This window comes from Streptomyces sp. NBC_00344 (genome assembly GCF_036088315.1).
Lineage (GTDB): Bacteria > Actinomycetota > Actinomycetes > Streptomycetales > Streptomycetaceae > Streptomyces.
In genome coordinates this window covers 485,568-509,268 of the sequence record NZ_CP107996.1, presented here as the reverse complement: position 1 = coordinate 509,268, position 23,701 = coordinate 485,568, and the positions used below count along the sequence as shown (strand labels likewise).

Genomic DNA, 23,701 nt, shown 5'->3' with positions numbered 1-23,701 from the left:
CGTGCGGGGTCAGGAGGCGGGTGCCGGGCCCGCCGGACGGGTGGGGAACGCCGGCGTGCGGCGCGTCCTCACGGCTCCCGCCTGGCGACGACCACGCCGTAGGGGGCGAGTGTCACCTCGTCGAGCGCCCCGCCGTCCAGGTCGGTGAGCTTGCCCTCGTGGACCTCGGGGCGCACGGTCAGGCTGTCCGGGTGCTGGCTGATGAACCAGACGAAGGAGTGTCCGTCGGGGTGTGCCATCTCGCCGGTCACCACCCTCCCGTCGGCCACGGTCACCGCGGGTGTGACACCAGCCTCCGCGGCCAGTGCCGCGTAGAGGCGCCAGGTGGGCTCCGGGTTGACCGCGGCCGTGACGGCGGCCATGTGCTCCAACGGGTAGGTGCAGAGGATCATCTGACCCGATCCGACCCGGTGCCGCAGCAGCGCCGGCCGGCCGAGTGCGTCGGTGGCCACGACCTCGGCGCCATTCGGCACCACCGGCAGATAGGTGCGGGAGTGCTCGGTGCCGCCCACGGGGAAGACCATTTCGTCACCGGCCGCGAGGGTGCCGAAGTCCTGCTGGAAGACCATGCGCAGCTGGTCATCCTCGATGGTGTCGGTCAGGCCGTAACGCAGCTGCTTGGTGACACCGAATGTCTCGTCCAGCTTCGGCCACCAGGGTCCGCGCTGGGTCCCGTGCGTGCCGACGAAGTACGACGCGTAGACCGTCGCGCCCCGGGCGGCCTGCTCGCGCAGGGTGCGCCAGCCGGGCGCGGTGAGCTGTTTGGTGCTCGGCAGCAGATACAGCGAGCTGTCGGCAGGCAGCCCGTCCGCCTCCCGTGCCACCCCAACCGGCAGGTCGGCCTCCCGGGCGGCCACGTAGGACTGCCGGGTCACCGACAGGACGGCTGCGGCGTCATCGGGCTGGGTGAACGGGTACATCTTCTCCAGGAACGAGGAGACGACCAGGGTGATGCCGGAGTCGGGGCGGGTCAGCCGGTCGAAGTCCGTGCTCCGGAGGACCTCCGTGAACCTCTTCACCTCGCGCAGCTGTTCCTTGGGCCTGCCCAGATCGTCGGTGAGCCCGAAGTGCATCTCGAAGGGGTGGTGGCTGTAGGGCTCCTGGTCCTCCAGCGCGTCGTAGTCGGTGTTGTTCCACGGGATCCAGCCCGTCGCGCCCGCCAGGAGGGTGTTGTGCAGGATCTGCCGGTAGTAGTGGGCGGCGTGCTCCTCCGATGTGTAGTCGGACGTCACCCCGAACTCCTCCATGATGACCGGCTTGCCGCCCAGATCGAGGAGTTCGCAGGTGAAGGCGGCGCCGAGATTCTGACGTACCGGATCGTTCTCCATGCGGTACACGTGAGGGCCGTGGAAGTCGATCAGCGGCTCCAGGTCGCGTACCCGGAAGCCGTTGTCGGCCCCGGTCATCTCCACCCCCCAGGAGCCGTCGCCGACCGACACGGGCTGGTGCGCGCCGGCCTCCCGCAGGGCACCGATCAGGGTGTGCGCCCATGCGGTGACGTGCCGGTGGTCAACGGTGCCGATCCCGCGCGAGCGCCAGTCGGCGTAGATGGGGATCTCGTTGGACAACAGCCATCCGGCGACGGCTTCGTGGTCCTTCCAGCGGGACGCGCACTCGCTCACGTACCAGGCCTGCCGCTCGACAAACCACTCGTCGGCGAACACGTCGCGTCCCTCGCGCCAGGCGGGATCCCAGTTCTGGCCCGACATGTGTCCCACGATGAACGTCGGCACGGTCGTCATGCCGAGTGCCCTGTGCCGCTCCAGGAAGTCGTCGAAACGCTCCAGCATCAGGGGGTCCAGGCGGTCGGGCTCCGGCATGAAGTCGGGCCAGTACAGAAAGCTCCTGGTGAGGGTGATGCCGTGGTCACGCAGGGTCCGCAGTTCCTCGTCGATGACCGCGCCGTCGTAGGAGCGCCACATCAGTGGACCGCCGGTCCTGGACCAGAAGTTGACGCCCACCCAGGTCATGGGGCGGTCCGACGGGCCGAGTTTGGCTGCGTTGCGGTGCATAAGTGTCCTGTCGGTCGAGATTGATCGTTCCCCACAGGTATATCGATTGACTGGCTGTCTGTCGAGTCATTGCCAGCTCATGAAAGGGCTGTTAAGGTCCGGCGAAATCCGAAGTAAATCGTTTTCCCGCCCCGTGTGGGGCGGTGACGTACAGGAGCGCCGATGAAACGAAGGCTGGCCGTCGTGGTGGCCACCGCTGCCGCGACCGTCCTGGTGGCTTCCTGCGCAGGACCTCTCGATCCCAAGACCGACGATCCGCGAACTCTCGTCGTGCACAGCCGGTTCTCCGCCGGAACCCAGGGCGCGGACGTCTACGCCTCGGTGGTGAAGCAGTTCGAGCGGGAGAACCCTGGGCTGCACATAAAGAACCTGTACAGCGGCGACGACATCTTCAACACGTTCGAGACGTCCCGCCTCGCCGACAAGGAGTCGGACGTGCTGATGGTCAACCTCTACGACAAGTCCTTCTCCTGGACGGGCCTCGGCGCCACCCCGCCGGTCAACCGCTACCTCAAGAACTGGGGCCTGACCGGCCGGGTGCAGCCCGCGGCGCTGAAGGCGTGGACGGACGGCAAGGGACGGCTCCGGGCCTTCCCGTGGATGGGCTTCACCTGGCCGGTCCTGGTCAACACCGACTTGCTGCGCAAAGCGGGCGTCAGCCACCCGCCGCGAACCATGGACGACCTGATGGACACGGTGCGAGCGCTCAAGGCGAAGAAGATCCCGCCCATGACCATCGGCGGGAACGACTGGTCGGGGCAGAAGTTCCTGATGCAGGTCATGCAGGGCTATCTCCGGCCCGAGGTGGCCCGGCGGGTGTTCAGTGAAGGCGGCTACTGTGCCGAACCCCAGGCCATGAAGGGGCTGGAGCTCTTCGCCAGGTTGCGTGACGCCGGACTGTTCGTCAAAGGGGCGCAGGGCCTGGGCGCCGACCAGATGAACGCGGACTACTTCGAGCAACGCGCCGCGATGATGCCCGCGCTCTCTTCCACGATCGCTGCCGTCCCCCCGGCCGTCGCCGAGCACACCGAGGCCACCGGCTTTCCCTCCCCGGCCGACGGCACCTACGGCAAGCCCACGCTCTACAACGGCATGACCTCCACCGGGATATGGGTCACGCCCAACGGGACAAAGAAGCTGGGGCTCAGCGAGAAGTTCGTGAAGTTCATGTACCGCAAGGACATCGTCCAGAAGTTCATCGACCGGTCCGGATACGTCATGAACCTGCGCGGCCAGGGCCCCTCGTCGCAGCTTCCCCTGGTCGGCCGCTCCGTCGGCGTCTCGCACAGCGACGACGTCAGCGAGGTCGTCATGCCCGACTCCTACGTGCCCGCGGCGGTCTCGACGCCGCTCAACCGCGCCACGTCCATCGCCTACACACCCGGGACAAGCGCCGGCGCCATGTGCAAGGCCCTCGACACCGCCTACCGCAGCTGACCGGAAGGGTCATGATGGCCACGACAACGATGTCCACCACCACTACACCCGCGCCCGCCCCCGGCGCGGTCCGCCCATCGAGGCGTACACCTCGCACCACCGTGATGGCCGTGCCGGCCCTCCTCTGGTACGCCGTCTTCATGGTCGGCCCGATCGGTGCGATCTTCGTGATCTCGGTCCTGCGCTGGCCCGGCATGCTCGCCGAGGTCGGCTTCGCCGGACTGGACAACTACCGAGCGGTCCTGAGCGACACCCTGTTCTGGGACTCGGCTCTCAACAGCGCCGTCCAACTGGTCATCGCCGTCCCCGTGATGATCGTCGGGGCGTTCATGCTGGGCTACTTCATCTCCACGAAGCCGCGCGGCTACCGGGTCCTGAAGGTCATCGTCTTCACCCCGGCGCTGATCTCCGCCTCCGCCAAGGCCATGATCTTCTGGGGCATGTTCGCGCCCAACGGCATGATCAACAAGCTGCTGTCCGGTATCGGCCTCGGTTCCCTTCAGCACGCCTGGATCGCCGACACCTCCACCGCGTTCGGCTGCATCATCGCCATCGACATCTGGAGTGGCATCGGCTATACCGCCACCCTCTACGCCGCCCGCCTGGACGCCCTGCCCACCTCCGTGTACGAGGCCGCCGAGATCGATGGTGCCGGACACTTCCGGCGCATGTGGCGGATCGCCTTCCCGATGGTGCGTGAATACGTCGGCATAACGGTGATGCTGCAGTTCCTGTGGACGCTGTTCACCTCCGCCCAGAACGTGCTGCTGCTCACCCAGGGCGGCCCCGGCAACAGCTCCACCAACCTCTCCTTCCTCGTCTACCAGAAGGCGTTCGTCCAGTCCGACCTGGGCTACAGCCAGGCTGCGGGAGTGCTTCTCTTCGCGGTCGGGCTGGTCGGCATGCTCGTCATCCGCCGGCTCTTCCGCCAGCCCTACTGACGCCGCGCGGGCCGGCACCCCGCCCGTATCCGATTACCGCCGAGACCGCCCCCTGGAAAGGACCTAACGTCATGGCCCGTCACCCCGTGAGCCGAACCCGCCGCCTACCCGGTGCCGGGCGCATCGCCGCCTACCTGGGTGCCTGGGGCTACGCCCTGGTGCTGGTGCTGCCCCTCTACTACCTGTTGGTGTCCTCCTTCAAGAACAACGACGAGATCTTCTCGGATCCGCTCGGACTGCCCGACTCGCTGTCCCTCACCAAGTTCTCCACCTCGATCCATGACGCACGCCTGGATCTGGCCATCCTCAACTCGCTCATCGTCACGCTGTGTTCGCTGGCCGTCGTACTGATCCTGGCGGTTCCCGCCTCCTATGCGCTGGCCCGCGCCAAAGGGCGGGTCGCCACCGCCATCGAGCGGGCCTTCTCGCTCGGCTTCCTGATCCCCACCTTCGCAGCCCTCGTCCCCACCTTTCTTCTCGCCGCGCAACTGGGCCTCTTCCACACGCGTACCTTCATCATCCTGTTCCTGCCCGCCACCTCGCTTCCGCTGGCGGTGGTGCTGCTGACCCAGTTCATGCGCACCGTGCCCGACGAGGTCGAGGAAGCCGCCCGGATGGACGGTGCGGGCAACTGGACGGTCCTGATCCGTATATATCTGCCCATGGTGGTCCCGGGCATCGTCACCGTGCTCATCCTGAGCTTTCTGGCCTTCTGGAACGAATACCTCTACTCACTCGTGATCATCGGGCCGGACCAGGCCCAACGCACCATCCAGGTCGCGGTACCGACGCTCCGTTCCTCGCTGTCCACCGATTTCGGGGTGCTCTCGGCTGGTACCGTGGTCACTCTCATTCCTGTGTATGCCGTGTACTCCGTTCTGCAGCGGCGTATGGAGGGGGCCCTGATGGGCGGCGCGGTAAAGCTCTAGTGAGGAAGGGGCACTCGCCGCTCGCGGCGACAAGGACGAAAGTGGCCCAGCGCAAGAGCAACCGGACGACGATCAGCGATGTCGCGGCGCTGGCAGGTGTCTCGGTCTCCGCCGTCTCGAAGATCGTCAACGGCAAGGGATCGTTCCCCGAGCCCACCCGCGAACGGGTGCTCTGGGCTGTCAGCCAGCTGAAGTGGTCCCCGTCGGCTGCGGCCGTCGCCCTGCGGGGCGCGAAGACGCGGGCCATCGGCATGGTCGCGAGCCGCGCCCCGGACGTCCTCAACACCGACCCGCACTTCGCGTTGCTGATCGCGGGCATCGAGAGCGAACTCGCGCCACGCGACTACGGGCTTCTCCTGCACATCGTCGGTGAGCACCCCGCGGCCGAGGAACGCGCCTACCGGCGGCTGGCCGACGAGCGGCGCGTCGACGGGGTGATCCTCACCGAGAGCCGCATCAACGACCACCGGTTCTCCCTGCTGCGCGGTCTGCGGCTGCCCGCCGTCCTGGTCGGCACGCCGTGGGAGCAGGACCCGATTCCCACGGTGCAGGCTGCCGACCAGGACCAGGGCATGAAGGACGCGGTCGATCACCTGGTGGCGCTCGGTCACCGGCGTGTCGCCTACGTCGCAGGGCCCGAGGACCGTGTGCACACCGGCCATCGCCGGCTGGTCTTCACCGAGACGCTGGAGTGCCACGGTCTGCTGGCCAGCCACATGCTGACCTCGGACTTCGCGGCCCGCACCACGGGCCAGGTCGTCGAGCAGGCCCTGCGGGCCGACAACGCCCCTACCGCGATCGTCTTCGCCAACGACATGATGGCGCTCGCGGGAATCTCCGCGGCCCGTCGCGCGGGCCTGGACGTCCCCGGCGATCTGTCCGTCATCGGCCACGACGACCTGCCCGTCGGTCAGCTCATGTATCCACGTCTGACCACCATCAGGCAGGACCTGGAGCGGCTCGGCCGGGTCGCCGCTCTGAGTCTTCTCCAGCAGCTCGGCGAGGAAGAGATCGCGCCGGTGCCCACGGTGGTCTCTCCCCAGCTGATCGTGCGGGAGTCCACCGCACGGGCCTGCTGAGGGGAGGCCCGCAGGCACTTCACGAGGGAGTCCCTGGCCGGTGCCCGCGCCTTGGCTCGAAAATGCCCCGGGACAGCTAAGCCGTCCACGAAGCGCCAGACGCCGTCTGTGCCACAGTCGTGCGCGGGGGCGCTAGGCGTTGCTCCACCCGGCTGCGCTGGAATACGAGGCCAGCAGGTCCACCACGAAGAGGAGGGTCGAGCCCGCAGGGATCAACGGTGATGGCGACTGATTGCCGTAGCCGAGACGTGGGGGAATGATGATCTCGCGTCGACCGCCGACCTTCATCCCCTTCACCCCCCGGTCCCAGCCCTTGATGACTCTGCCACTGCCCAGGGCAAACTTGAACGGCTGGCCCCGGTCCCAGGAGGCATCGAACTCCTTCCCGGACTCGAAGGCCACCCCGACGTAGTGGACCCTGACCACCATGCCCGGCTTCACTTCGGCGCCGTGCCCGACGACCAGGTCCCGGATGGTCAACTCGGTAGGCGCGTCCCCCTTCGGAACGTCGACCTCGGGCTTCGTCAGTTCACTCATTGCACCCTCATCGCTCTCCGCCGAATGTCCTCCGCATGGGCCGGCCGGACACATGACACCCCATGCGGCAGATGGACACGCTACCGGGAGTGCCGAATCCGCCTGGAGGTCACATCCCGTGTTGCTGGCAACGCCGCTCGGTGCCCCGGGGCTGGTTCGACGAGGCCGCGTCCACGTTCGGCTCGCCGTCATGGCGCCGGAGCTTCGGTGACTGGGCGGCGGCGCCCGTCCCGTCCGTCATCAGGAGAGCCGTGCCGATCTCGATGAGGCGGTCGGCGAGGTCCGGGCGCTCGCCTGTGACTGTCGTGCGGGCCGTTGGCCTGCACACCCAAGGGCGCGACGCCCGCCTCCGCCGAAGCGAACCGTGCGGCCGTGGCCCGGTACGACATGGACGACCGGCAGGACTTCCACGACAACGACCGCGGGTTCATCGCCCCGTTCCCCGACAAAGCTGTACGCCGCCGACGGCCGCGTCATCTTCGACGCGAGCCGGTTCGACCACATCGACGACGACGCCCCGGCACCCGACTTGAGGCTCTAGAAGAACCCAAGTTTCTTCGGGCTGTATGAACAAAGAACGTTCTTGGTCTGCTGGTAGTGGTCGAGCATCATCCGGTGGTTCTCGCGGCCGATGCCGGACTGCTTGTAGCCGCCGAAGGCGGCGTGCGCCGGATACGCGTGGTAGCAGTTCGTCCAGACCCGACCCGCCTGGATCGCCCGGGCCGCCCGGTACGCGGTGTTGATGTCACGGGTCCAGACACCGGCGCCGAGCCCGTACAGCGTGTCGTTGGCCGTGGTGATCGCGTCGTCGAAGTCGCTGAAGGAGGTGACCGCGACGACGGGGCCGAAGATCTCCTCCTGGAAGACCCGCATCCGGTTGTCGCCCTCGAAGATCGTCGGCTGTACGTAGTACCCGCCGGCCAGCTCGCCGTCGTACTCGATCCGCTGTCCGCCGGTGAGGATCTTGGCTCCCTCCTGCTGTCCGATGTCGAGGTACGAAAGAATCTTCTCCAGCTGGTCGTTGGACGCCTGGGCGCCGATCATGGTGTCCGTGTCCAGCGGATGGCCCGGAACGATCTTCTCCGTGCGGGCGATGCCCGCTTCCAGGAACTCGCCGTAGTGCCCGCGCTGGATCAGCGCGCGCGAGGGACAGGTGCACACCTCGCCCTGGTTGAGCGCGAACATGGTGAAGCCTTCGAGCGCCTTGTCCCGGAAGTCGTCGTCCGCCGACCAGACGTCGTCGAAGAAGATGTTCGGTGACTTCCCTCCGAGTTCCAGGGTGACGGGCCTGATGTTCTCCGATGCGTACTGCATGATCAGCCGGCCCGTGGTGGTCTCCCCGGTGAAGGCGATCTTCGCGACGCGAGGGCTCGACGCCAGCGGCTTGCCCGCCTCGGCGCCGAAACCGTTCACGATGTTGACGACCCCCGGCGGCAGCAGATCGGAGATCAGACTCATCCAGAAGTGGATGGAAGCCGGGGTCTGTTCGGCGGGCTTGAGCACTACGGCGTTGCCCGCGGCCAGCGCGGGCGCCAGCTTCCAGGTCGCCATCAGGATGGGGAAGTTCCACGGGATGATCTGGCCGACCACCCCGAGCGGCTCATGGAAGTGATAGGCGACGGTGTCGTCGTCGACCTCGCTGAGCGTGCCCTCCTGGGAACGCAGCGCCCCGGCGAAATACCGGAAGTGGTCGACGGCCAGCGGGATGTCGGCGGCGAGGGTCTCGCGCACCGGTTTGCCGTTCTCCCAGCTCTCGGCGACCGCGAGTTCTTCGAGATGGGCCTCCATCCGGTCGGCGATCCTGTTCAGGATGTTCGCCCGGTCACCGGCCGAGGTCCGTCCCCAGGCGGGGGCCGCGGCGTGGGCCGCGTCCAGGGCGCGCTCGACGTCTTCGGCCGTTCCCCTGGCGATCTCGGTGAACGTCCGGCCGTTGACAGGGCTCGGGTTCTCGAAGTACTGGCCGCGGACCGGCGGTACGAACTCGCCGCCGATCCAGTGGTCGTAGCGGGACTCGTACGAGACGATCGCGCCGTCGCTGCCGGGCGCTGCGTAACGGGACATCTGTGTGGCCTCCCGGAATCCGCGCCGCCCACCGTCGGACGACGCCCTGGCAGAGGCTAGGAACCGGGAGGTTGCGAACAGGTTGCGGCGGCCGTCGTCAGTTCCCGCCCGGCCGGTCCGCCTTGATCATGTCGGCACACTTCTCGCCGATCATCATCGTCGTGATGCACGGATTCACGGCGGGAAGGAAGGGCATCACGGAAGCATCGGCGACCCGGAGTCCGCGTACGCCCTTCACCCGCAGCTGGGGGTCGAGCGGGGAGTCCTCGTCGGCCGCGGCTCCCATCCGCACGGTTCCCGCCGGGTGGTAGACGGTGTTGTGCGTCTCACGGATGTAGGCGAAGAGCTCGTCGTCGGACTGGGCGTCCGGCCCCGGTGCGAGCTCGGCGCCGGTCCACCCGGACAACGAGGCCTGTCCGGCGATCTCCCGGGCGAGCCGCAGCCCGTAGGTCATCACGCGGATGTCGTGGGCGTCGGTGAAGTAGCGCGGGTCGACCCTGGGCTTGTCGCGGAAGTCGCGGGTACGCAGCCGCACCGTGCCCATCGAGCGCGCCCTGGTGACGTTCGGAGTGAGACAGAACGCGTTGTCCGTCGTCGGGTAGCCGCGCCGGTAGGTGTTCATGTCGAACGGCACCGAGCCGTAGTGGAACATCAGGTCGGGCCGGTCCAGTCCGGGCACCGTGTCGGCGAAGATCCCGATCTCCCACCACTGGGTGGAGGCCGTGACCATGGGCTGCTTCGCCTCCCACATGATCACGCCCTCGGGGTGGTCCTGGAGGTGCGAGCCGACGCCGGGGGAGTCCACGCGGACATCCACCCCGCACTCGCGCAGATGCCCGGCCGGCCCGATTCCCGACAGCATCAGCAGTTTGGGCGAGTCGATCGCCCCGCAGCTCACAATGACTTCGCGCGCGGCTGTGACGCTGCCGGTGTGGATCGTGTCCGGTTCCAGATACTCGACCCCGGTGCAGCGCTTGTTGTCGTCGAAGAGCAGTCGCTTGGCCTGGAGGCCGGTTCGGATCTCCAGATTCTTCCGGCTGAGCACCGGGTGCAGATACGACACCGAGGCCGACGAACGAGTGCCGTCCGCACGGCCGTTGATCTGGAACCAGTGTGCCCCGCGGACCACGGTGGAGCCGGTGTTGAACGGCGTGGTGGGGATACCGGCCTCCGCACATGCGGCCAGCAGCGCCTCACCGCACGGGTCGTTCGGCGGGACGCTGCGGATCGTGACGGGGCCCGAGCGCCCGTGGTGGTCGCCGGGCGCGTCGTTGGTCTCGAGCCGGCGGTACAGCGGGAAGCAGTCGGTGGCGCTCCAGCCGGTACACCCCAGAGCGCCCCACTCGTCCAGATCCTCGGCCGGTGCCCAGAAGGCGATGCAGGAGTTGTGCGACGAACAGCCGCCGAGCACCTTGGCACGGGCATGCCGCATGAAGCTGTTGCCGTTCTCCTGCGGCTCCACGGGATAGTCCCAGTCGTAACCGGACTCGAGCAGCGCCATCCAGCGGTCGAGTTGCAGAACGTTGTCGTCACCGACGTCCGATGGCCCCGCCTCCAGCACACAGACGGTGACGTCGGGGTCCTCGGTGAGCCGGGAGGCGATGACGGCGCCCGCGGTACCGCCGCCCACCACCACGTAGTCGTACTCCTGCACAGGGTTCTGGGCGGACATCGCTGCTCCTGTATCCGGGTGTTCGGAGGGGTGAGGCCGGACGGTCACGGCACGGTGGGCGGCGTCGCGTCCGCGACGACGGCCCGGTGCGCCTCGAGCGTGCCGGTCCGCTTGCGCTGGACGAACCAGTAGTAGAGGAACCCCCCGCCCGCGACGATGCCGATGAAGACGAACGCCCCCCAGCGCAGATACCAGTGGTGCGGGCCTGTCGCGTTGTAGACCTCGGGGCGCGGCCAGGCCAGGTTGAGGGACATGGCCGCACCCCACAGCACCGCGAGGATGTTGACGGGAAGGCCGAACCTGCCCAGCGTGAACCGGCCCTCGACCGGCTCCCAGGTGCCGCGCAGCCTCCGGACCAGCATCGGCGCCGTGACCAGCAGATAGGCCAGATAGATCATGATGATCGCGATGCTGGTGATCACCGAGAAGATCTGCGGCTGATTGATGTTGACCACGAGGATCGCGACGGCCACCAGTCCGATGATGATCGCGGGGAGCACCGGTGTCTTGAAACGGGGGCTGACCCTGGCGAGCAGCGAGGAGGCGGGCAGACAGTTGTCGCGGGCCATCGCGAACGCCAGCCGGATACCGGCCGCCTGCACCGCCAGCTCGCAGACGGTGATCGCGATGACCACACACCACAGCACGATCTGGCCGACGGTCGACCCGAGCGTGGAGAGGACCACGTACTGCAGTCCGTCCACCGCCAGCTTCTTGGACTGCAGATTGGGCACGGCCAGCAGGGCGAACAGCAGAATCAGCCCGCCGAGGAGGAAGGAGAAGCACAGCGCGCGCAGAATCGCCCGGGGGGCGTTACGACTGGGGTCCATGCTCTCCTCGCCGAGGGATGAGGCCGTGTCGAAGCCGTACATCACGTAGGCGGAGGCGAGGGACGCGGTCAGGAACGCGCCGAAGTAGCCCAGGGGCATGCCCGCGCCGATCCCGTAGGTCTGGGTGATCGCGGAGGGGCCGCGGGTGATGTGGGCGGCGAGCAGGATGATCAGTACGACAGCCGCGATCAGCTCGATCATCACACCGGCGGAGTTGATACTTGCCATCAGTTTGACGCCGAAGGCGTTCACCAGGGTGGTGAAGAGGATCAGCACCGTGCCGAGCAGTACGGCGTTCTTCGCGGCGTCGGTCGAACCGCTGCCGTCCCCCACGAACTGGAACACGCTGGAGATCTGAGGCAGCGTCACCTGATAGGCGAGGGCCACCGCGGCCAGCGACACCATGGTCGCGGTGAGCATCATCCAGCCGCCCAGCCAGCCGATGTGCGGCCCGCCGAGTTTCTTCGCCCAGTTGTAGACGGAACCCGCCACCGGATAGCGGGCAGCCAGCTCGCAGAAGCAGAGGGCGACCATCAGCTGGCCGATGAAGACCATCGGCCAGGACCACCAGTAGGCGGGCCCGCCGAAGCTGACACCGAAGTAGAACAGCTGGAAGGTGCCCGTGAGGATGGAGATGTAGCTGATCCCGGCGGCGAAGGTGTGGAAGTTACCGAGTGTGCGCTTGAGTTCGGGCTTGTAACCGAACGCCGAGAGCGAGTCGTCGTCCTCCTTGCTCTGCTTCGCGCCCCGCTCTGCTTCATCGGGTTTGCCGGCTCTGTCCTTCTTCACTCGAACCACCTCAGCGGCTTCGGAGAGAGATTGCGCCAGATGTGTTTGGCTTCCTGGTACTCCGCCAGTCCTGCCGGCCCCAGCTCGCGGCCGAACCCGGACTGCTTCATCCCGCCCCATTCCGCCTGGGGCACATACGGCTGGAAGTCGTTGATCCATACGGTGCCCGCGCGCATCCGGGACGCCACCCGGTGGGCCTTGCCGACATCCTGTGACCAGACCCCGCCCGACAGACCGTAGACCGTGTCGTTGGCGAGGGCGACGGCCTCGTCCTCGTCACGGAACCGCTCGACGGTGAGCACCGGGCCGAACGACTCGTCCCGCACCACGGACATCCCGGGGGTGCACTCGTCCAGCACCGTCGGCAGGTAGTAGAAGCCGTCGCTCAGCGCCGGGTCGTCGGGGCGTGCCCCGCCGCAGCGCAGCACGGCGCCCTCGGCAAGACCGGCGGCCACATAGGTCTCGACCTTGTCGCGGTGGCCGGCGGAGATCAGCGGTCCGGTGCGGGCGTTCTCGTCGAACGGCCCGCCCAGCGGGATCGCCCGGGCCCGCTCCACCACGTCGTCGACGAAACGGTCGTGCAGCTCGTCCTGGACCAGAAGTCGCGCCCCGGCCGAACACACCTGGCCCGAGTGCAGGAACACCGCGGTGAGCGCGTAGTCGACGGCCGCCTCGTATTCGGCGTCGGCGAAGACGATGTTGGGATTCTTGCCGCCCAGCTCAAGGGCGACCTTCTTCACCGTGGGCGCGGCAGCCGCCATGATGCGGCGTCCCGTGACCAGACCGCCGGTGAACGAGACCATGTCGACCCGCGGGTCCTCACTCAGCGGCGCCCCGGCGGTCGGCCCCGCTCCCAGGACGAGGTTCGCGACCCCGCCCGGCAGGCCTGCTTCCGCCAGCAGCCGCATCAGGATGATGGCGGTATGGGGGGTCAGCTCGCTGGGCTTGAGCACAAAGGTGTTGCCCGCGCCGAGCGCGGGTGCGACCTTCCAGGCGGTCTGCAGCAGGGGGTAGTTCCACGGAGTGATGAGTGTGCAGACACCGACCGGCTCGTGCACCACGCGGCTGTCCACGCCGGGGTCGCCGGTGTCGACGATCCGGTCGGTGCCGCCCGCCGCCACCAGGTTCCCGAAGTAGCGGAAGCAGTTGGCGATGTCGTCCATGTCGTACTCGCTCTCCACGAGCCGCTTCCCGGTGTCCAGGGATTCGGCGCGGGCGAGCGTGTCCTTGTCCCGCTCCAGCAGAGCGGCGACGCGCAGCAACAGGGCGGCCCGCTCGGCCGCGGGTGTCGACGGCCAGGGTCCGCGGTCGAAGGCCTCACGCGCGGCGGCGATGGCGGCAGCGGCATCCTCCGCCCCCGCCTCGTCCACGGTCGCCACCAGGGTGCCGTCGGCGGGGCAGCGGATCTCGCGTACCTGCCCCCCGGCTGCGGCGGTCCAGGTGCCGCCGATGAACAGCTCAGGCATGCAGACTCCTCCGGGTCGGGCGCTCGGTCATGCCGGGCACGCCCCTGCGGTGCTCCATGAAGTGACAGTAAGGAGGTTCCGGAGTCTTCGCAGTGCGGGACGGGGCAGTCGGGGGCCCGGATCCCTCAGCCGCTCTGCCGGATGTCCAGCTCCCGCAGGCGCTCGAGAGCGACCTGGCGCTGCGGAGGCGGCAGGGCGGACGCGAAGGCGCGCCAGACGGGCAGATCGTCCTCGCCCCATGGGCTGTACGCCCAGTCCGCCAGCAGTGCGGGGTCGGCGCGGGCTATCAGCGCCGCCCGCAACTGATCCGAGATCCTGCGTCGCAGCCGCGCCACCCCGGGTGCCGGCGACCCGGGCAGCAAGGGTCCCGGATAGCCGCTCATGGCGGAGGCCAGAGCGCCCGATGCCAGCCGGCGCCGCACCTGGTCGAAGTCCGTGACGAGAGGTGCGGCCAATCGGTACGGGCGCGACCGCAGCAGATCCGCGCCGAGCTGTCCGCGCAGTCTGAACATTTCCGCGCGCAGCGTGACCGGGGTGACCGACTCGTCTTCGTACAGATCCACCAGCAGCTCGTCCCCCGTCACACCGTCAGGCCGCTGTGCGAGCAGGGTGAGCAGCTCGCTGTGTCTGCGGCTGAGCACGAGCTTCCGGCCGTCCGCCACGAGCAGCCCCTCGTCCCGCCCCAGCACCGACAGCTGCATCGCCCCGGTCGTGGGGGCCGGCGCGAGGAGCGCGAGCTGCGACTCGGCGGCCCGCGCGACCGCGCCGATGAACGCCAGGCTGTGCGGATGGGCGAGCCGGTCGCCGCCGGTGATGTCCACCGCGCCGATGAGCCGTCCGGTGGACGGATCGTGAATGGGCGCGGCGGCACAGGTCCACGAGTGGACGGGCCGCTGGAAGTGCTCGGCCGCGAAGATCTGCACAGGACGGTCGACGGCGATCGCCGTGCCCGGCGCGTTGGTCCCGGTGGCCGTCTCCGCCCAGGACGCTCCGGGGACGAAGTTCATCCGGCCGGCCTCCCGCCGGGCGCCCGCATGTCCCTCCACCCAGAGCAGCCGGCCGTGTGCGTCGCACACGGCGATCAGATGCTCGCCGTCCATGGCGTAGGCGCCCATCAGTTCCCGGAAGAGCGGCATCACCCGGGCCAGCGGATGCCCGTCGCGGTACGCGGCGAGTTCATCCGCCGGCAGCTGGGTGCCTGCCGCACCCTCCCTGCTGACCCGCGCACGCGAGGAGCGCTGCCAGGAGGCGGCCACCACGGTCCGCACCGGGCGCTCGACCCGGCCCCTGGAGGCGAACGCCTCGTAGGCGCCATGCAGTGTCCTGCGGCGCTGCGCGGGGTCGGCGCCGCTCCGCAGGGCCACCCATGGATCGGTCAACCGGGCCTCCCGGACGACGGTGTCGGTCCTGACATCGTCGTCGCGGTGGAGCGCATCGGCAAGGACCCCGGCGTCAGACGCCGTTGACCAGCCGGATGTAGCGCACCCAGTCCCAGAGGGGGCCGGGGTCCGTGTGGTCGGTTCCCGGCACTTCGACATGTCCGATGATGTGGGTCCGGTCCTTCGGGATGCCGTACCGCTCGCAGACGGAGGCGGTCAGCGCCGCCGACTGGGTGTACAGGGCATCGGTGAAGTACGCGGGCTGGTCGACCCAGCCCTCGTGCTCGATCCCGATACTGCGGGTGTTGTAGTTCCAGTTCCCGGCGTGCCAGGCGATGTCGTGCTCACGTACGCACTGCGCGATGTAGCCGTCCGCCGAGCGCACCACATAGTGGGCGGAGACCGCTTTCGCGGGATTCTGGAAGATTCCCAGTGTATTGCCGAAGGTCTCCTGGGTGACGTGGATGACCACGCGGTCGACGGCATACGTGGAAGGCCGGCTTGACGCGCTGTAGTTGGAGGTGGAAGCGGGGTTCCAGTGGGCGGACGGGTAGTCGACCGCGGCGGTGCCGGCATCAGCGCGGGTGGCGGGTAACAGGAGCCCGGTCGCGGCCAGTGCTGCGCCCTGAAGAATCCGTCTGCGGCCGGGGCCCGATCCAGTGCGTGTCATGGAAGCCTCCTGAAGGGTGGGGGAATCAGAGGTGGGTGAGTGCGGCCACCGTGTCGCGGAGATGCCGGTGCAAGGCGCGGTGGGGCTCGCCCGGGGGCAGCCATTCCTTGCGGATCTTCGCGACACAGGTGTAGTTGGTGTCACAGACATTGGCGAGCGGTGCCTCACCCGCCTGTGACACGAGTTGGTAGGCGTGGGGTTCGGACAGACCGTAGGCGCCGGCCGTTCCGGATGCCTGCGCGCCACCATCGCGAGCACCGCGACACCGGTCAGCATCCACCCGCCGACGACCGGACCCGCGTAGGACACGGGAGGTGTGAGCTCCGGGACGAAGCCGAAGGCGGAAAATCCGGCGGCGGCCGGCGGCGCCGGGACGAATGCGGAGATGGTCACCGCCATCATCACGAGGGTGTCCGGGGGTGTACGTCCTCGTCGACCCGGTCCGCTTCGGCTTCACCCGCCCCCACCACCCGTGTGCGATGGCTTCGCCTCCTGGACCAGAACCCGATCCCTCCGGCATTCCCGACTCCCTGCGCCCGACGACCGTGCAAGAGTCTCGCGGGCCCTACGGTACGACGCGGGCTGGTGTGGCGGAAGAGGTCTACGGGCGTAGGAGGGTTGCCGCACCCCGTCCGGCGAAGGCCGGCCGGCGGCGCCGGACCGGGTCGCCGAAGGTGCCTCACCCGACGGATCCCGGCGTACGCCTCCACGATGCGACGCGGTGCCCGCAGGCTCGCGTTGGTGGCAGCACCACTACCGCGGCAGGGGGGTTCCCCCTCTCCTTTCCGGGTGGTGGCGCCATGGGTTCCGGCGTCACTGGGCCATACGTTTCATGAGGTCAGCGCATGGCCCAACAGACCGGAGACCGATATGCCGCACACAGCCTCGCTGCTGGTTGGACCGGAGCAGCGGACGGGCAGTGATTTCGCCCCCTTGCTGAGGACGGTGAAGGCGCACGGACTGCTGGCGCGGCGCACCCGCTGGTACATCGTCAGCATGGCCGCCAACCTGGTCGCCCTTGCCGCGACGGTCACTGCCATGGCTTTCACCGGTGACTCCTGGTGGACCCTCGCGGCGGCCCTCCCGCTGGCAGTTCTCTGGTCGCGTACCGCCTTCTTCGGGCATGACGCAGGACATGCGCAGATATCCGGCGACCGCAGGGTGAGCAGGGCTGTCGGCCTCTTTCACAGCGATCTGCTGCTCGGCATGAGCTACAGCTGGTGGAACGACAAGCACAACCGGCACCACGCCAACCCCAACCACGTGGACAAGGACCCCGATGTCGGGGTCGGCGTCATGGTCTGGACACAGAACCAGGCATCGCAGCGGGAGGGCCTCGCACGCTGGCTCACCCGTAACCAGGCCCGCCTGTTCTTCCCGTTGCTCCTGCTCGAAGGCATCGCCCTCAAGGTCTACGGGTTCCGAACGGTGCTCGCCAAGGACGACTGCCGTCAGGCGCCCCGCGAACGGGCCGTCGAGGGACTGCTGCTCATCACCCACCTCGCCGGGTACGCCGGCTTGCTGCTGATGGTCATGTCGCCCGGCAAGGCCATCGTCTTCGCGCTGCTGCACCATGCACTGTTCGGCCTTCACCTCGGCATGACCTTCGCGCCGAACCACAAGGGCATGGAGATGCCCGACCCGGCCGGCGAGCGCTGGGGACATCTGCAGCGACAGGTGCTGACCTCGCGGAACGTGCGCGGGGGAGTGTTCACCGACTGGCTGCTCGGCGGTCTGAACTACCAGATAGAGCACCACCTCTTCCCGAGCATGCCGCGGCCCCATCTGCGGCACGCTCAGCCGCTGGTCATCGAGCACTGCCGAGCACTGGGCATCCCCTACACGCAGACCTCGCTGATCGACTCGTACCGGCAGGCGCTGACACATATGCACCAGGTCGGTGAACCGCTGCGCACGGGCCGTGGATGACCGGTCGGCGGAACCGTGGGGCGTGTCCGTGCGTTCTAGCAGTCAGAGGGTGGCAGCAGCCACCGAGGAGGCGTCCAAGATGTCCAAGCCCGCAATGATCGCCGTCGGAGGCGTGGTCGCCGGAATCATCCTGATTCCCCTGATCGGCTTCTTCCCCGCCCTGCTGGTGCTGATCGGTGTGCCCGTGGTCGCCTATCTGCTGCTCGACTCCAGTCAGCGCCGGAGGCTGCGCCGGATCACCCGTAAGGAGATCGGCCGCTGACGCCGCTCGCCTCGAACCTGCCGGGCTATCGTCGGCGGACGATCACCGGTACACCGAGGGGGTTTCCGAATGACGGGTGGCACGGTCACTACGGTCAGCAGCAACGGTGAGTACACCTTCACCAAGCCGAACCGGGAGAGCATCACGCTGTTGAGGGGGCTGGGTGTCGAGGGCGACATCCACGCGGGTGTCACGGTGAAGCACCGGTCACGGGTGGCGCAGGATCCGACTCGCCCGAATCTCCGCCAGGTGCACCTGATACATGAGGAGCTTTTCGACGAGGCACGTGCCGCGGGGTTCGACGTGGGCCCGGGACAACTCGGTGAGAACGTCACGACCGGCGGAATCGATCTGCTCGGGCTGCCGGCCGGCACGCTGTTGCGCCTCGGCGGCGAGGCGGTGGTCGAGATCACGGGGCTGCGCAACCCGTGCCTCCAGATCGACGCCTTCCAGCACGGTCTGCTCAAGCAGATGGCCGGGCGCGACGACGAGGGCAACATCGTCCGGAAGGCCGGGATCATGAGTGTGGTCGTGACCGGTGGTGTGGTGCGGCCGGGCGATCCGATCGGGGTCGAGCTCCCGGCCGGTCCGCACCGGGCCCTGGAGCGGGTCTGACCTCCCAGGCCGGCCCGGGCTCAGGTGGGGCGTACGGCCAGGGAGTCCAGCGCCTTCAGCAACCCGGGCAGCTCGGTTCCGCGTCCGACCGGCACCACTTCACCCGGCTGGTCGTCGAGCAGCACGAACGCGATGTCATCGGTCCTGGCGACCAGGGACCAGCCAGGACCCTCGGCCCGTAGCGTGCGTGCCCCGTCGGGTGCGAAGGACGAACGCACGCGTCCCGGCGGCGGCGGGGACTCCACATAGGCGTGCAGCTCTTCGATGACATGGCGTGCCGGTCCGGACAGCTTTCCCTCGCTGTCGGCAGGTGTGGTGAAGGATTCATCGCCGCCGATCTGTTCCCGCCAGGCGGCCCATTGCGAGGCGATCTCATCGGCACCGAGACGCCGTTGAGCGGGCCCCCATTCCTCCGTGTCGGGCGGTGTCAGCGGTGGCCGGCTGCCTTCGGGCAGTGCTTCGGGGCCGGGATCGTGCGGAGCGGGCACATTCGGCGCCGCGACGGCGACGGCGAGGGGCCAGCCCGGCAGCGAGACGACGATGGAGCGGTCGTCCGGTGAGAGGTCGTACTCCATTCCGCAGTCCCAGGAGGCGATTGCCACGGCGACCAGCGATACGTCGTCGATGACCACGGTCCATCTCGCGCCACCACCGTCCTGGCCCAGCACGATTCCGTAGCCCTCGGCATACGGCGCGAGCCCGAGCGCCTCGCACGCGGCCGGGTAGTCGTCGCCGAGCACGCTCGGGAACTGGGCTGGGGTCAGCAATACCGCAGTCAGCACAAAAAGTGCATCCTCGCTGGCATCGTCCGTCCCGGTCACGCCGCCTCCTGATTGATCAGTCGTCGGCGCACCTTAACCAGTGGGTAACCCCGGCGTCGAGTGCTTGAGCGGGGGAAACGGCTGCGACAGGCTCAGGCGGCGGGAAGGCCGAGCAGGGTACGAGCCACCGTTTGCGGGCTCTCGTCGCGTTCGCGGGCCAGGGCGATGACCGCCCTGCAGGCCAGTTCACTGACGCCGAACGAGAGCGCCTCGGGCGACACCCATCCCACGGCCTGGTCCATACGCTCCTGATCATCCTGGGCCGACGCCGACACATAGGCGGCCGCGGCCTCGAATATGTTGTGCTGCCGTCCCGCTTGTTCCACGGCCGGCGAAGTGCGGTCCGGATCCACAGCGAACATTCTTCTGAGCCTGGTCAACACCTGGACCACCTCTCCCTGGAGCGGGTCGCACCGTCCGTCGCTTGCCTCGTTTCTTCCCCCTTGGCCCCGGCGGAACACCGAAGAGCCGAAGAACAGGACGGCCCGGAGCGGTACGGCGCCGTTCGCTCGGTGCCGCCACTCAGCCCCGGCGGACGGCCAGCGCGAGAAACCGGTCGCTTTCATCGACATAGCGACTCAGCTGCCAGCCCGCTGCGGCGAGCAGCGGCCGCAGCCGCGACTCGGCCCGCTGATCGTCCCCGGTGAGGACGCGTCCCTGCCGGGCGGCCAGAGCCGCCCTTCCGATGGGGTGGAAAAGGGCCAGCAGACCTCCGGGCCTCACCACTCTGGCCAGTTCGCGGAGATTCGCCTCCGGCTCGGGAAGATGGGCGATCAGCCCTGCCGCGAGCACCGCATCCAGCGACTCGGTGAGCAGCGGAAGCCGCGCGACATCGGCGAGGATCAGCAGTGCCTCGCCGTGCCGTCCGGCGCGCTGTGCCGCCTCCAGCATGGCGGGAGTCACGTCGACGCCCACCACATGGCCTGCCGGTCCCACCGCCCGGCGCAGCGGGGTCAGGGCCCGGCCGGTACCGCAGCCCGCGTCGAGGACCGCATCTCCCGCACGAAGCCCCAGATCGGCCACGGCACGCGCGAACGCAGGTCCGTCATCAGGGAAGCGCGTATCCCAGCCTGCGGCTCGCGTGCCGAAGAACGCCTGGACATCTGTGTGGTCATGGGCCATGGGGAGATGATCCCAGCCGATGCTCCCGCGCAGGCCTCCAGGCGGCACCATCGAATACCATGAAAAGGAGCAGATGAGGCATTTCGGCGCTTCGTACGCGTCCCCGAGGTGGCGATCGGGTGGGGTGTCTCCGTCGTGGAGGAGGATCACCGATGGCGACGGGCCATGCACTTCGCACTCCCCGGCACCATGTCGCGCTGAACGAGCACCTGCCGGTCGACCACAGACTCAGTCGCGTCTATCGCTTCGGCGCCGGACTCACGGGGCTGTTCCTGCTGGCCTTCGGAATCCTCGGACTCATCGACCGGATCGGCTTCTTCAATACCGGTGGCGACATGGTGATGGGGCTGAACACCAACGGGGCGCTCAGTATCATCTCGATCGTGATCGGTGGACTGCTGCTGGCAGGCGCCGCCATCGGCGGAAACATCGCCTCGATGCTCAACATGGTCGTCGGCGTGGCGTTCCTGGCCAGCGGGTTCGTCAATCTCGCCCTGCTCGACACCGGTTCCAATTTCCTTGCCTTCCACATACAGAACGTCCTGTTCAGTTTCGTGGTCGGCGTTCTGCTCATGACTTTCGGCATGTACGGACGGGTGAGCGGCAGCCTGCCGCACGACAACCCCTACTGGCGGGCCAGGCACACCGATCAGGAGCGTGCCGGGCACCCCGAGCACTGAACACCGGTGACGACGGACCGACGCGGACCGAGAGGCGCCGGTGCTGCGGCCGGGCCTCGCCGCCCCGGCCGTAGGCGGCGCTGCCCTCAGCCCGCAGCGAGCGAAGCGAGATGCCCGGCGAGTGTTTCCCTGGGCTGGAACGTCGCCCCGAACAGTGCCACGTGCTTCCAGTGGAGCGAGCCGTCGGGCGCGATCAGGAACACCGCGCGACGCAGCCCGATGCCGGGCGCCGCGATACCCAGAGCCCGGGCCACCGAGCGGTCGGTGTCCGCCAGCAGCGGCATCCGCAAGGCGTACTTGCGCGCGAACTCCTCGTGGCTGTCCACACTCTGCGGGCTGATCGCCCAGACCTCGGCGCCGCAGTCCGTGAAGGTCTCCAGGCCGCTGGAGTACGAACACAGCTGTTTGGTGCAGACGGAGGTGTCGTCCCCGGGATAGAACGCGAGCACCAGCGGGCGGCCCCGATGCTCGCTCAGGGTGTAGTCACGCCGGTGGAACACGCCATCGTTCAGAACTCCACCGGGCAGGGTGAAGTCCGCAACGGGCTTGCCGGGCGCGGGGGTCGATGCCATTGATCACTCCGAAGATGTTGGGTACCGGTGAGTATGCGGCCCGCGAGTGCGGTGGGAACACCCTCAGCCGGCCGTGACCACGACCGAGTGCCACCCGCTCGCCCCGTTCGGGATGGTGTTGGTGCGCTTCTCGGTCTGGACCGCGCCCGTGCGGTCGGTGGCCCGGACCGTCAGGGTGTGACTGCCGGAGGTGGGTTTCCACGGCAGGGACCACTGACGCCAGGTGTCGGTCGTGTCCTCCGCGGCGAGATGAGCCTGCTGCCAGGCGCCGTCGTCCACCCGGACCTCGACCCTGTCGATACCGCGGTGCTGCGCCCAGGCGACTCCCGCGATCATGATCGTCTTCCCGGTGGAGGGGCGGCCGAACGGCTTGGGGGTGTCGATGCGCGACTCCGTCTTGATCGGCGCCTTCTTCGACCAGTCCCGCTTCACCCAGTACGGGTCGTAGCTGTCGAACGTGGTGAGCTCGATGTCCTGGATCCACTTGCAGGCGGAGACGTATCCGTACAGGCCGGGGACGAGCATCCGTACCGGGAAGCCGTGCGCGAAGGGGAGCGGCGTGCCGTTCATGCCGAGTGCGAGCATCGCGTCGCGGCCGTCCATGATGTCCTCGACCGGGGTGCCGATGGTCATGCCGTCCACCGAGCGGGCCACCAGCTGGTCGGCCGGACCTCCCTTCGACGGGGGCCGCACACCCGCCTCCTTCAGGAGGTCGGCGAGGCGTACGCCGATCCAGCGGGCATTGCCGACGTAGGGCCCGCCGACCTCGTTCGACACGCAGGTCAGGGTGATGTTCCGCTCGATGAGTTCCCGGTGCAGGAGATCCTGGAAGCGGACGGCGACCGGCCGGGAGACGCCCTTGCCGTGGATGCGCAGCTGCCAGCTTCCGGCGTCGACCTTGGGAACCACCAGGGCGGTGTCGACGCGGTAGAAGTCACCGTTGGGGGTGATGAACGGGCTGACCCCGGGGACCCGGAGCTGTGCGCCCCTGGGAACAGGGGCAGCCGCGGATGCGGGCCTGGGCAGGACCAGAGCGGTGCGTGAGGCGACGGCGTCGTCCCCGCGGGAGCTGTTGAGTACGCGGCCGACGGCGCCGGCGCCGGTGGAAGCCGCGGCGGCGGCGGTCGCGGCGATGATGAAGCCACGGCGGTCCCAGCCACTTTCCGTATCCTCGCCCCGAGCCTCCGTGCCGGTCCTCGCCCTGCCTGGCAGCAGCCCGGCCAGCCAGTACAGCAGAGCGGCGCCCGCCAGCGCGCCGACCACCGAGGGCAGCGCATCGGCGAATCCGGTGGAATCCGGCCGGCCGACCGCGGCCACGCCCCCGACCACACCGAAGAGCAGTACCCCGGCCGCGCCCACCCGCCGGAGGCGGAGCGACAGGAGGCCGAGAGCGACGGCCAGTGCAGTCAGAACAGCGAGAATGCCCAGCTGCAGTACGAGTTTGTCGTTGGTGCCGAACTGGCGGATCGCATAGTCCTTGACGGCCGCGGGAGTGCGGTCGATGGCCGCACCGCCCACCGCGATGACCGGCCCGGCCTCGGGGCGCACCGCGGCCGCGACCAGTTCCGCGACGGCGAGCGCCGCATAGCCCGACAGCAGCCCGGCCAGTGCGCCCAGTGGTGGGCGAATCCATTTCCTCGCTGTTTTTGTCACGTTCCGGTCTTCGGAACCGAGAGCTCCAGGGATTGGTCGGATCACGCGAACGGGCCGCTGGAAACGCCCGATCGGCTCCCCCCGTCAAGCAGGCCGGCCGGACACCGGCCTGCACGAGCACGCGCCGCCCGTCCGTCGATCCACGGCGAACGCGGGCGGCGGCCACCGGCCGACGACGCGATCGCGACTCTCCGGTAACGCATCTCCTTGCCGACAGAGCGGCATTGGTGAAGGCTGGCCGCAAT

General features: G+C 68.4%; 22 protein-coding genes and 1 pseudogene. 8 read left to right on the top strand and 15 right to left on the bottom strand.

The window, feature by feature from the left end; all coding sequences use genetic code 11:
• Positions 1 to 68: 68 nt before the first annotated feature.
• On the bottom strand, positions 69 to 2,012 hold the full coding sequence (locus tag OHS16_RS02460) for a glycoside hydrolase 5 family protein (protein ID WP_328535472.1): 1,944 nt from the start codon (positions 2,010 to 2,012) through the stop codon (positions 69 to 71).
• 162 nt (positions 2,013 to 2,174) lie between these two features.
• Here OHS16_RS02460 and OHS16_RS02455 point away from each other — a divergent pair, with 162 nt between their 5' ends.
• From OHS16_RS02455 to OHS16_RS02440, 4 genes are all read left to right on the top strand, one after another.
• Positions 2,175 to 3,449, top strand: coding sequence for an ABC transporter substrate-binding protein (locus tag OHS16_RS02455; protein ID WP_328535471.1), 1,275 nt, complete (start codon positions 2,175 to 2,177; stop codon positions 3,447 to 3,449).
• A gap of 14 nt (positions 3,450 to 3,463) precedes the next feature.
• Complete coding sequence (locus tag OHS16_RS02450) at positions 3,464 to 4,390, top strand: carbohydrate ABC transporter permease (RefSeq protein WP_328540688.1); 927 nt, start codon at positions 3,464 to 3,466, stop codon at positions 4,388 to 4,390.
• A gap of 71 nt (positions 4,391 to 4,461) precedes the next feature.
• Entirely contained in the window at positions 4,462 to 5,319 is an 858-nt protein-coding gene (locus OHS16_RS02445) for a carbohydrate ABC transporter permease (protein ID WP_328535470.1), read from the top strand.
• A 41-nt stretch (positions 5,320 to 5,360) separates the two neighbouring features.
• Entirely contained in the window at positions 5,361 to 6,398 is a 1,038-nt protein-coding gene (locus OHS16_RS02440) for a LacI family DNA-binding transcriptional regulator (RefSeq protein WP_328535469.1), read from the top strand.
• 132 nt (positions 6,399 to 6,530) lie between these two features.
• On the opposite strand, the gene OHS16_RS02435 is transcribed toward OHS16_RS02440, so the two are convergent.
• The 9 genes and pseudogenes from OHS16_RS02435 to OHS16_RS02395 all read right to left on the bottom strand — a co-directional run.
• Positions 6,531 to 6,935 (bottom strand): FKBP-type peptidyl-prolyl cis-trans isomerase, encoded by a 405-nt coding sequence (locus tag OHS16_RS02435; RefSeq protein ID WP_328535468.1) that lies wholly within the window; start codon positions 6,933 to 6,935, stop codon positions 6,531 to 6,533.
• A 109-nt stretch (positions 6,936 to 7,044) separates the two neighbouring features.
• A complete protein-coding gene (locus OHS16_RS02430; RefSeq protein ID WP_328535467.1) occupies positions 7,045 to 7,263 on the bottom strand; it encodes a hypothetical protein in 219 nt (72 codons plus the stop codon).
• A 209-nt stretch (positions 7,264 to 7,472) separates the two neighbouring features.
• On the bottom strand, positions 7,473 to 8,996 hold the full coding sequence (exaC, locus tag OHS16_RS02425) for an acetaldehyde dehydrogenase ExaC (protein ID WP_328535466.1): 1,524 nt from the start codon (positions 8,994 to 8,996) through the stop codon (positions 7,473 to 7,475).
• Between the two features lie 97 nt (positions 8,997 to 9,093).
• Entirely contained in the window at positions 9,094 to 10,668 is a 1,575-nt protein-coding gene (locus tag OHS16_RS02420; RefSeq protein ID WP_328535465.1) for a GMC family oxidoreductase, read from the bottom strand.
• A 44-nt stretch (positions 10,669 to 10,712) separates the two neighbouring features.
• Positions 10,713 to 12,287: an APC family permease gene (locus OHS16_RS02415; RefSeq protein ID WP_328535464.1), complete on the bottom strand. Its 1,575-nt coding sequence runs from the start codon at positions 12,285 to 12,287 to the stop codon at positions 10,713 to 10,715.
• Positions 12,284 to 13,753 (bottom strand): aldehyde dehydrogenase family protein, encoded by a 1,470-nt coding sequence (locus OHS16_RS02410; protein ID WP_328535463.1) that lies wholly within the window; start codon positions 13,751 to 13,753, stop codon positions 12,284 to 12,286. Before OHS16_RS02410 ends, OHS16_RS02415 begins: the two co-directional genes overlap by 4 nt.
• A gap of 125 nt (positions 13,754 to 13,878) precedes the next feature.
• On the bottom strand, positions 13,879 to 15,132 hold the full coding sequence (locus OHS16_RS02405; RefSeq protein WP_328535462.1) for a GAF domain-containing protein: 1,254 nt from the start codon (positions 15,130 to 15,132) through the stop codon (positions 13,879 to 13,881).
• Positions 15,133 to 15,205: 73 nt separating this feature from the next.
• A complete protein-coding gene (locus tag OHS16_RS02400) occupies positions 15,206 to 15,802 on the bottom strand; it encodes an N-acetylmuramoyl-L-alanine amidase (protein ID WP_328535461.1) in 597 nt (198 codons plus the stop codon).
• A gap of 25 nt (positions 15,803 to 15,827) precedes the next feature.
• Positions 15,828 to 16,016 (bottom strand): annotated as a pseudogene (locus OHS16_RS02395) (acetamidase/formamidase family protein); the annotation flags it as partial.
• 656 nt (positions 16,017 to 16,672) lie between these two features.
• On the opposite strand from OHS16_RS02395, the gene OHS16_RS02390 reads away from it, so the two are divergent.
• The 3 genes from OHS16_RS02390 to OHS16_RS02380 all read left to right on the top strand — a co-directional run bounded on the left by OHS16_RS02390 (position 16,673) and on the right by OHS16_RS02380 (position 18,608).
• Positions 16,673 to 17,731 (top strand): fatty acid desaturase family protein, encoded by a 1,059-nt coding sequence (locus OHS16_RS02390; RefSeq protein WP_328535460.1) that lies wholly within the window; start codon positions 16,673 to 16,675, stop codon positions 17,729 to 17,731.
• 79 nt (positions 17,732 to 17,810) lie between these two features.
• A complete protein-coding gene (locus OHS16_RS02385; RefSeq protein ID WP_328535459.1) occupies positions 17,811 to 17,993 on the top strand; it encodes a hypothetical protein in 183 nt (60 codons plus the stop codon).
• Between the two features lie 69 nt (positions 17,994 to 18,062).
• Positions 18,063 to 18,608, top strand: a complete 546-nt coding sequence (locus OHS16_RS02380) for an MOSC domain-containing protein (protein ID WP_328535458.1) — start codon at positions 18,063 to 18,065, stop codon at positions 18,606 to 18,608.
• A gap of 20 nt (positions 18,609 to 18,628) precedes the next feature.
• On the opposite strand, the gene OHS16_RS02375 is transcribed toward OHS16_RS02380, so the two are convergent.
• The 3 genes from OHS16_RS02375 to OHS16_RS02365 form a co-directional block, all read right to left on the bottom strand.
• Complete coding sequence (locus OHS16_RS02375; RefSeq protein ID WP_328535457.1) at positions 18,629 to 19,429, bottom strand: hypothetical protein; 801 nt, start codon at positions 19,427 to 19,429, stop codon at positions 18,629 to 18,631.
• Positions 19,430 to 19,521: 92 nt separating this feature from the next.
• Entirely contained in the window at positions 19,522 to 19,791 is a 270-nt protein-coding gene (locus tag OHS16_RS02370; RefSeq protein WP_328535456.1) for a hypothetical protein, read from the bottom strand.
• A gap of 160 nt (positions 19,792 to 19,951) precedes the next feature.
• Complete coding sequence (locus OHS16_RS02365) at positions 19,952 to 20,551, bottom strand: class I SAM-dependent methyltransferase (protein WP_328535455.1); 600 nt, start codon at positions 20,549 to 20,551, stop codon at positions 19,952 to 19,954.
• A gap of 152 nt (positions 20,552 to 20,703) precedes the next feature.
• Between OHS16_RS02365 and OHS16_RS02360 the strand changes: the two genes are divergently transcribed.
• Entirely contained in the window at positions 20,704 to 21,231 is a 528-nt protein-coding gene (locus OHS16_RS02360; RefSeq protein WP_328535454.1) for a DUF4383 domain-containing protein, read from the top strand.
• An 86-nt stretch (positions 21,232 to 21,317) separates the two neighbouring features.
• Here the strand turns inward: OHS16_RS02360 and OHS16_RS02355 are convergent, their stop codons facing one another.
• Positions 21,318 to 21,803: a peroxiredoxin gene (locus OHS16_RS02355; RefSeq protein ID WP_328535453.1), complete on the bottom strand. Its 486-nt coding sequence runs from the start codon at positions 21,801 to 21,803 to the stop codon at positions 21,318 to 21,320.
• 63 nt (positions 21,804 to 21,866) lie between these two features.
• A complete protein-coding gene (locus tag OHS16_RS02350; protein WP_328535452.1) occupies positions 21,867 to 23,456 on the bottom strand; it encodes a molybdopterin-dependent oxidoreductase in 1,590 nt (529 codons plus the stop codon).
• Positions 23,457 to 23,701: the final 245 nt, after the last annotated feature.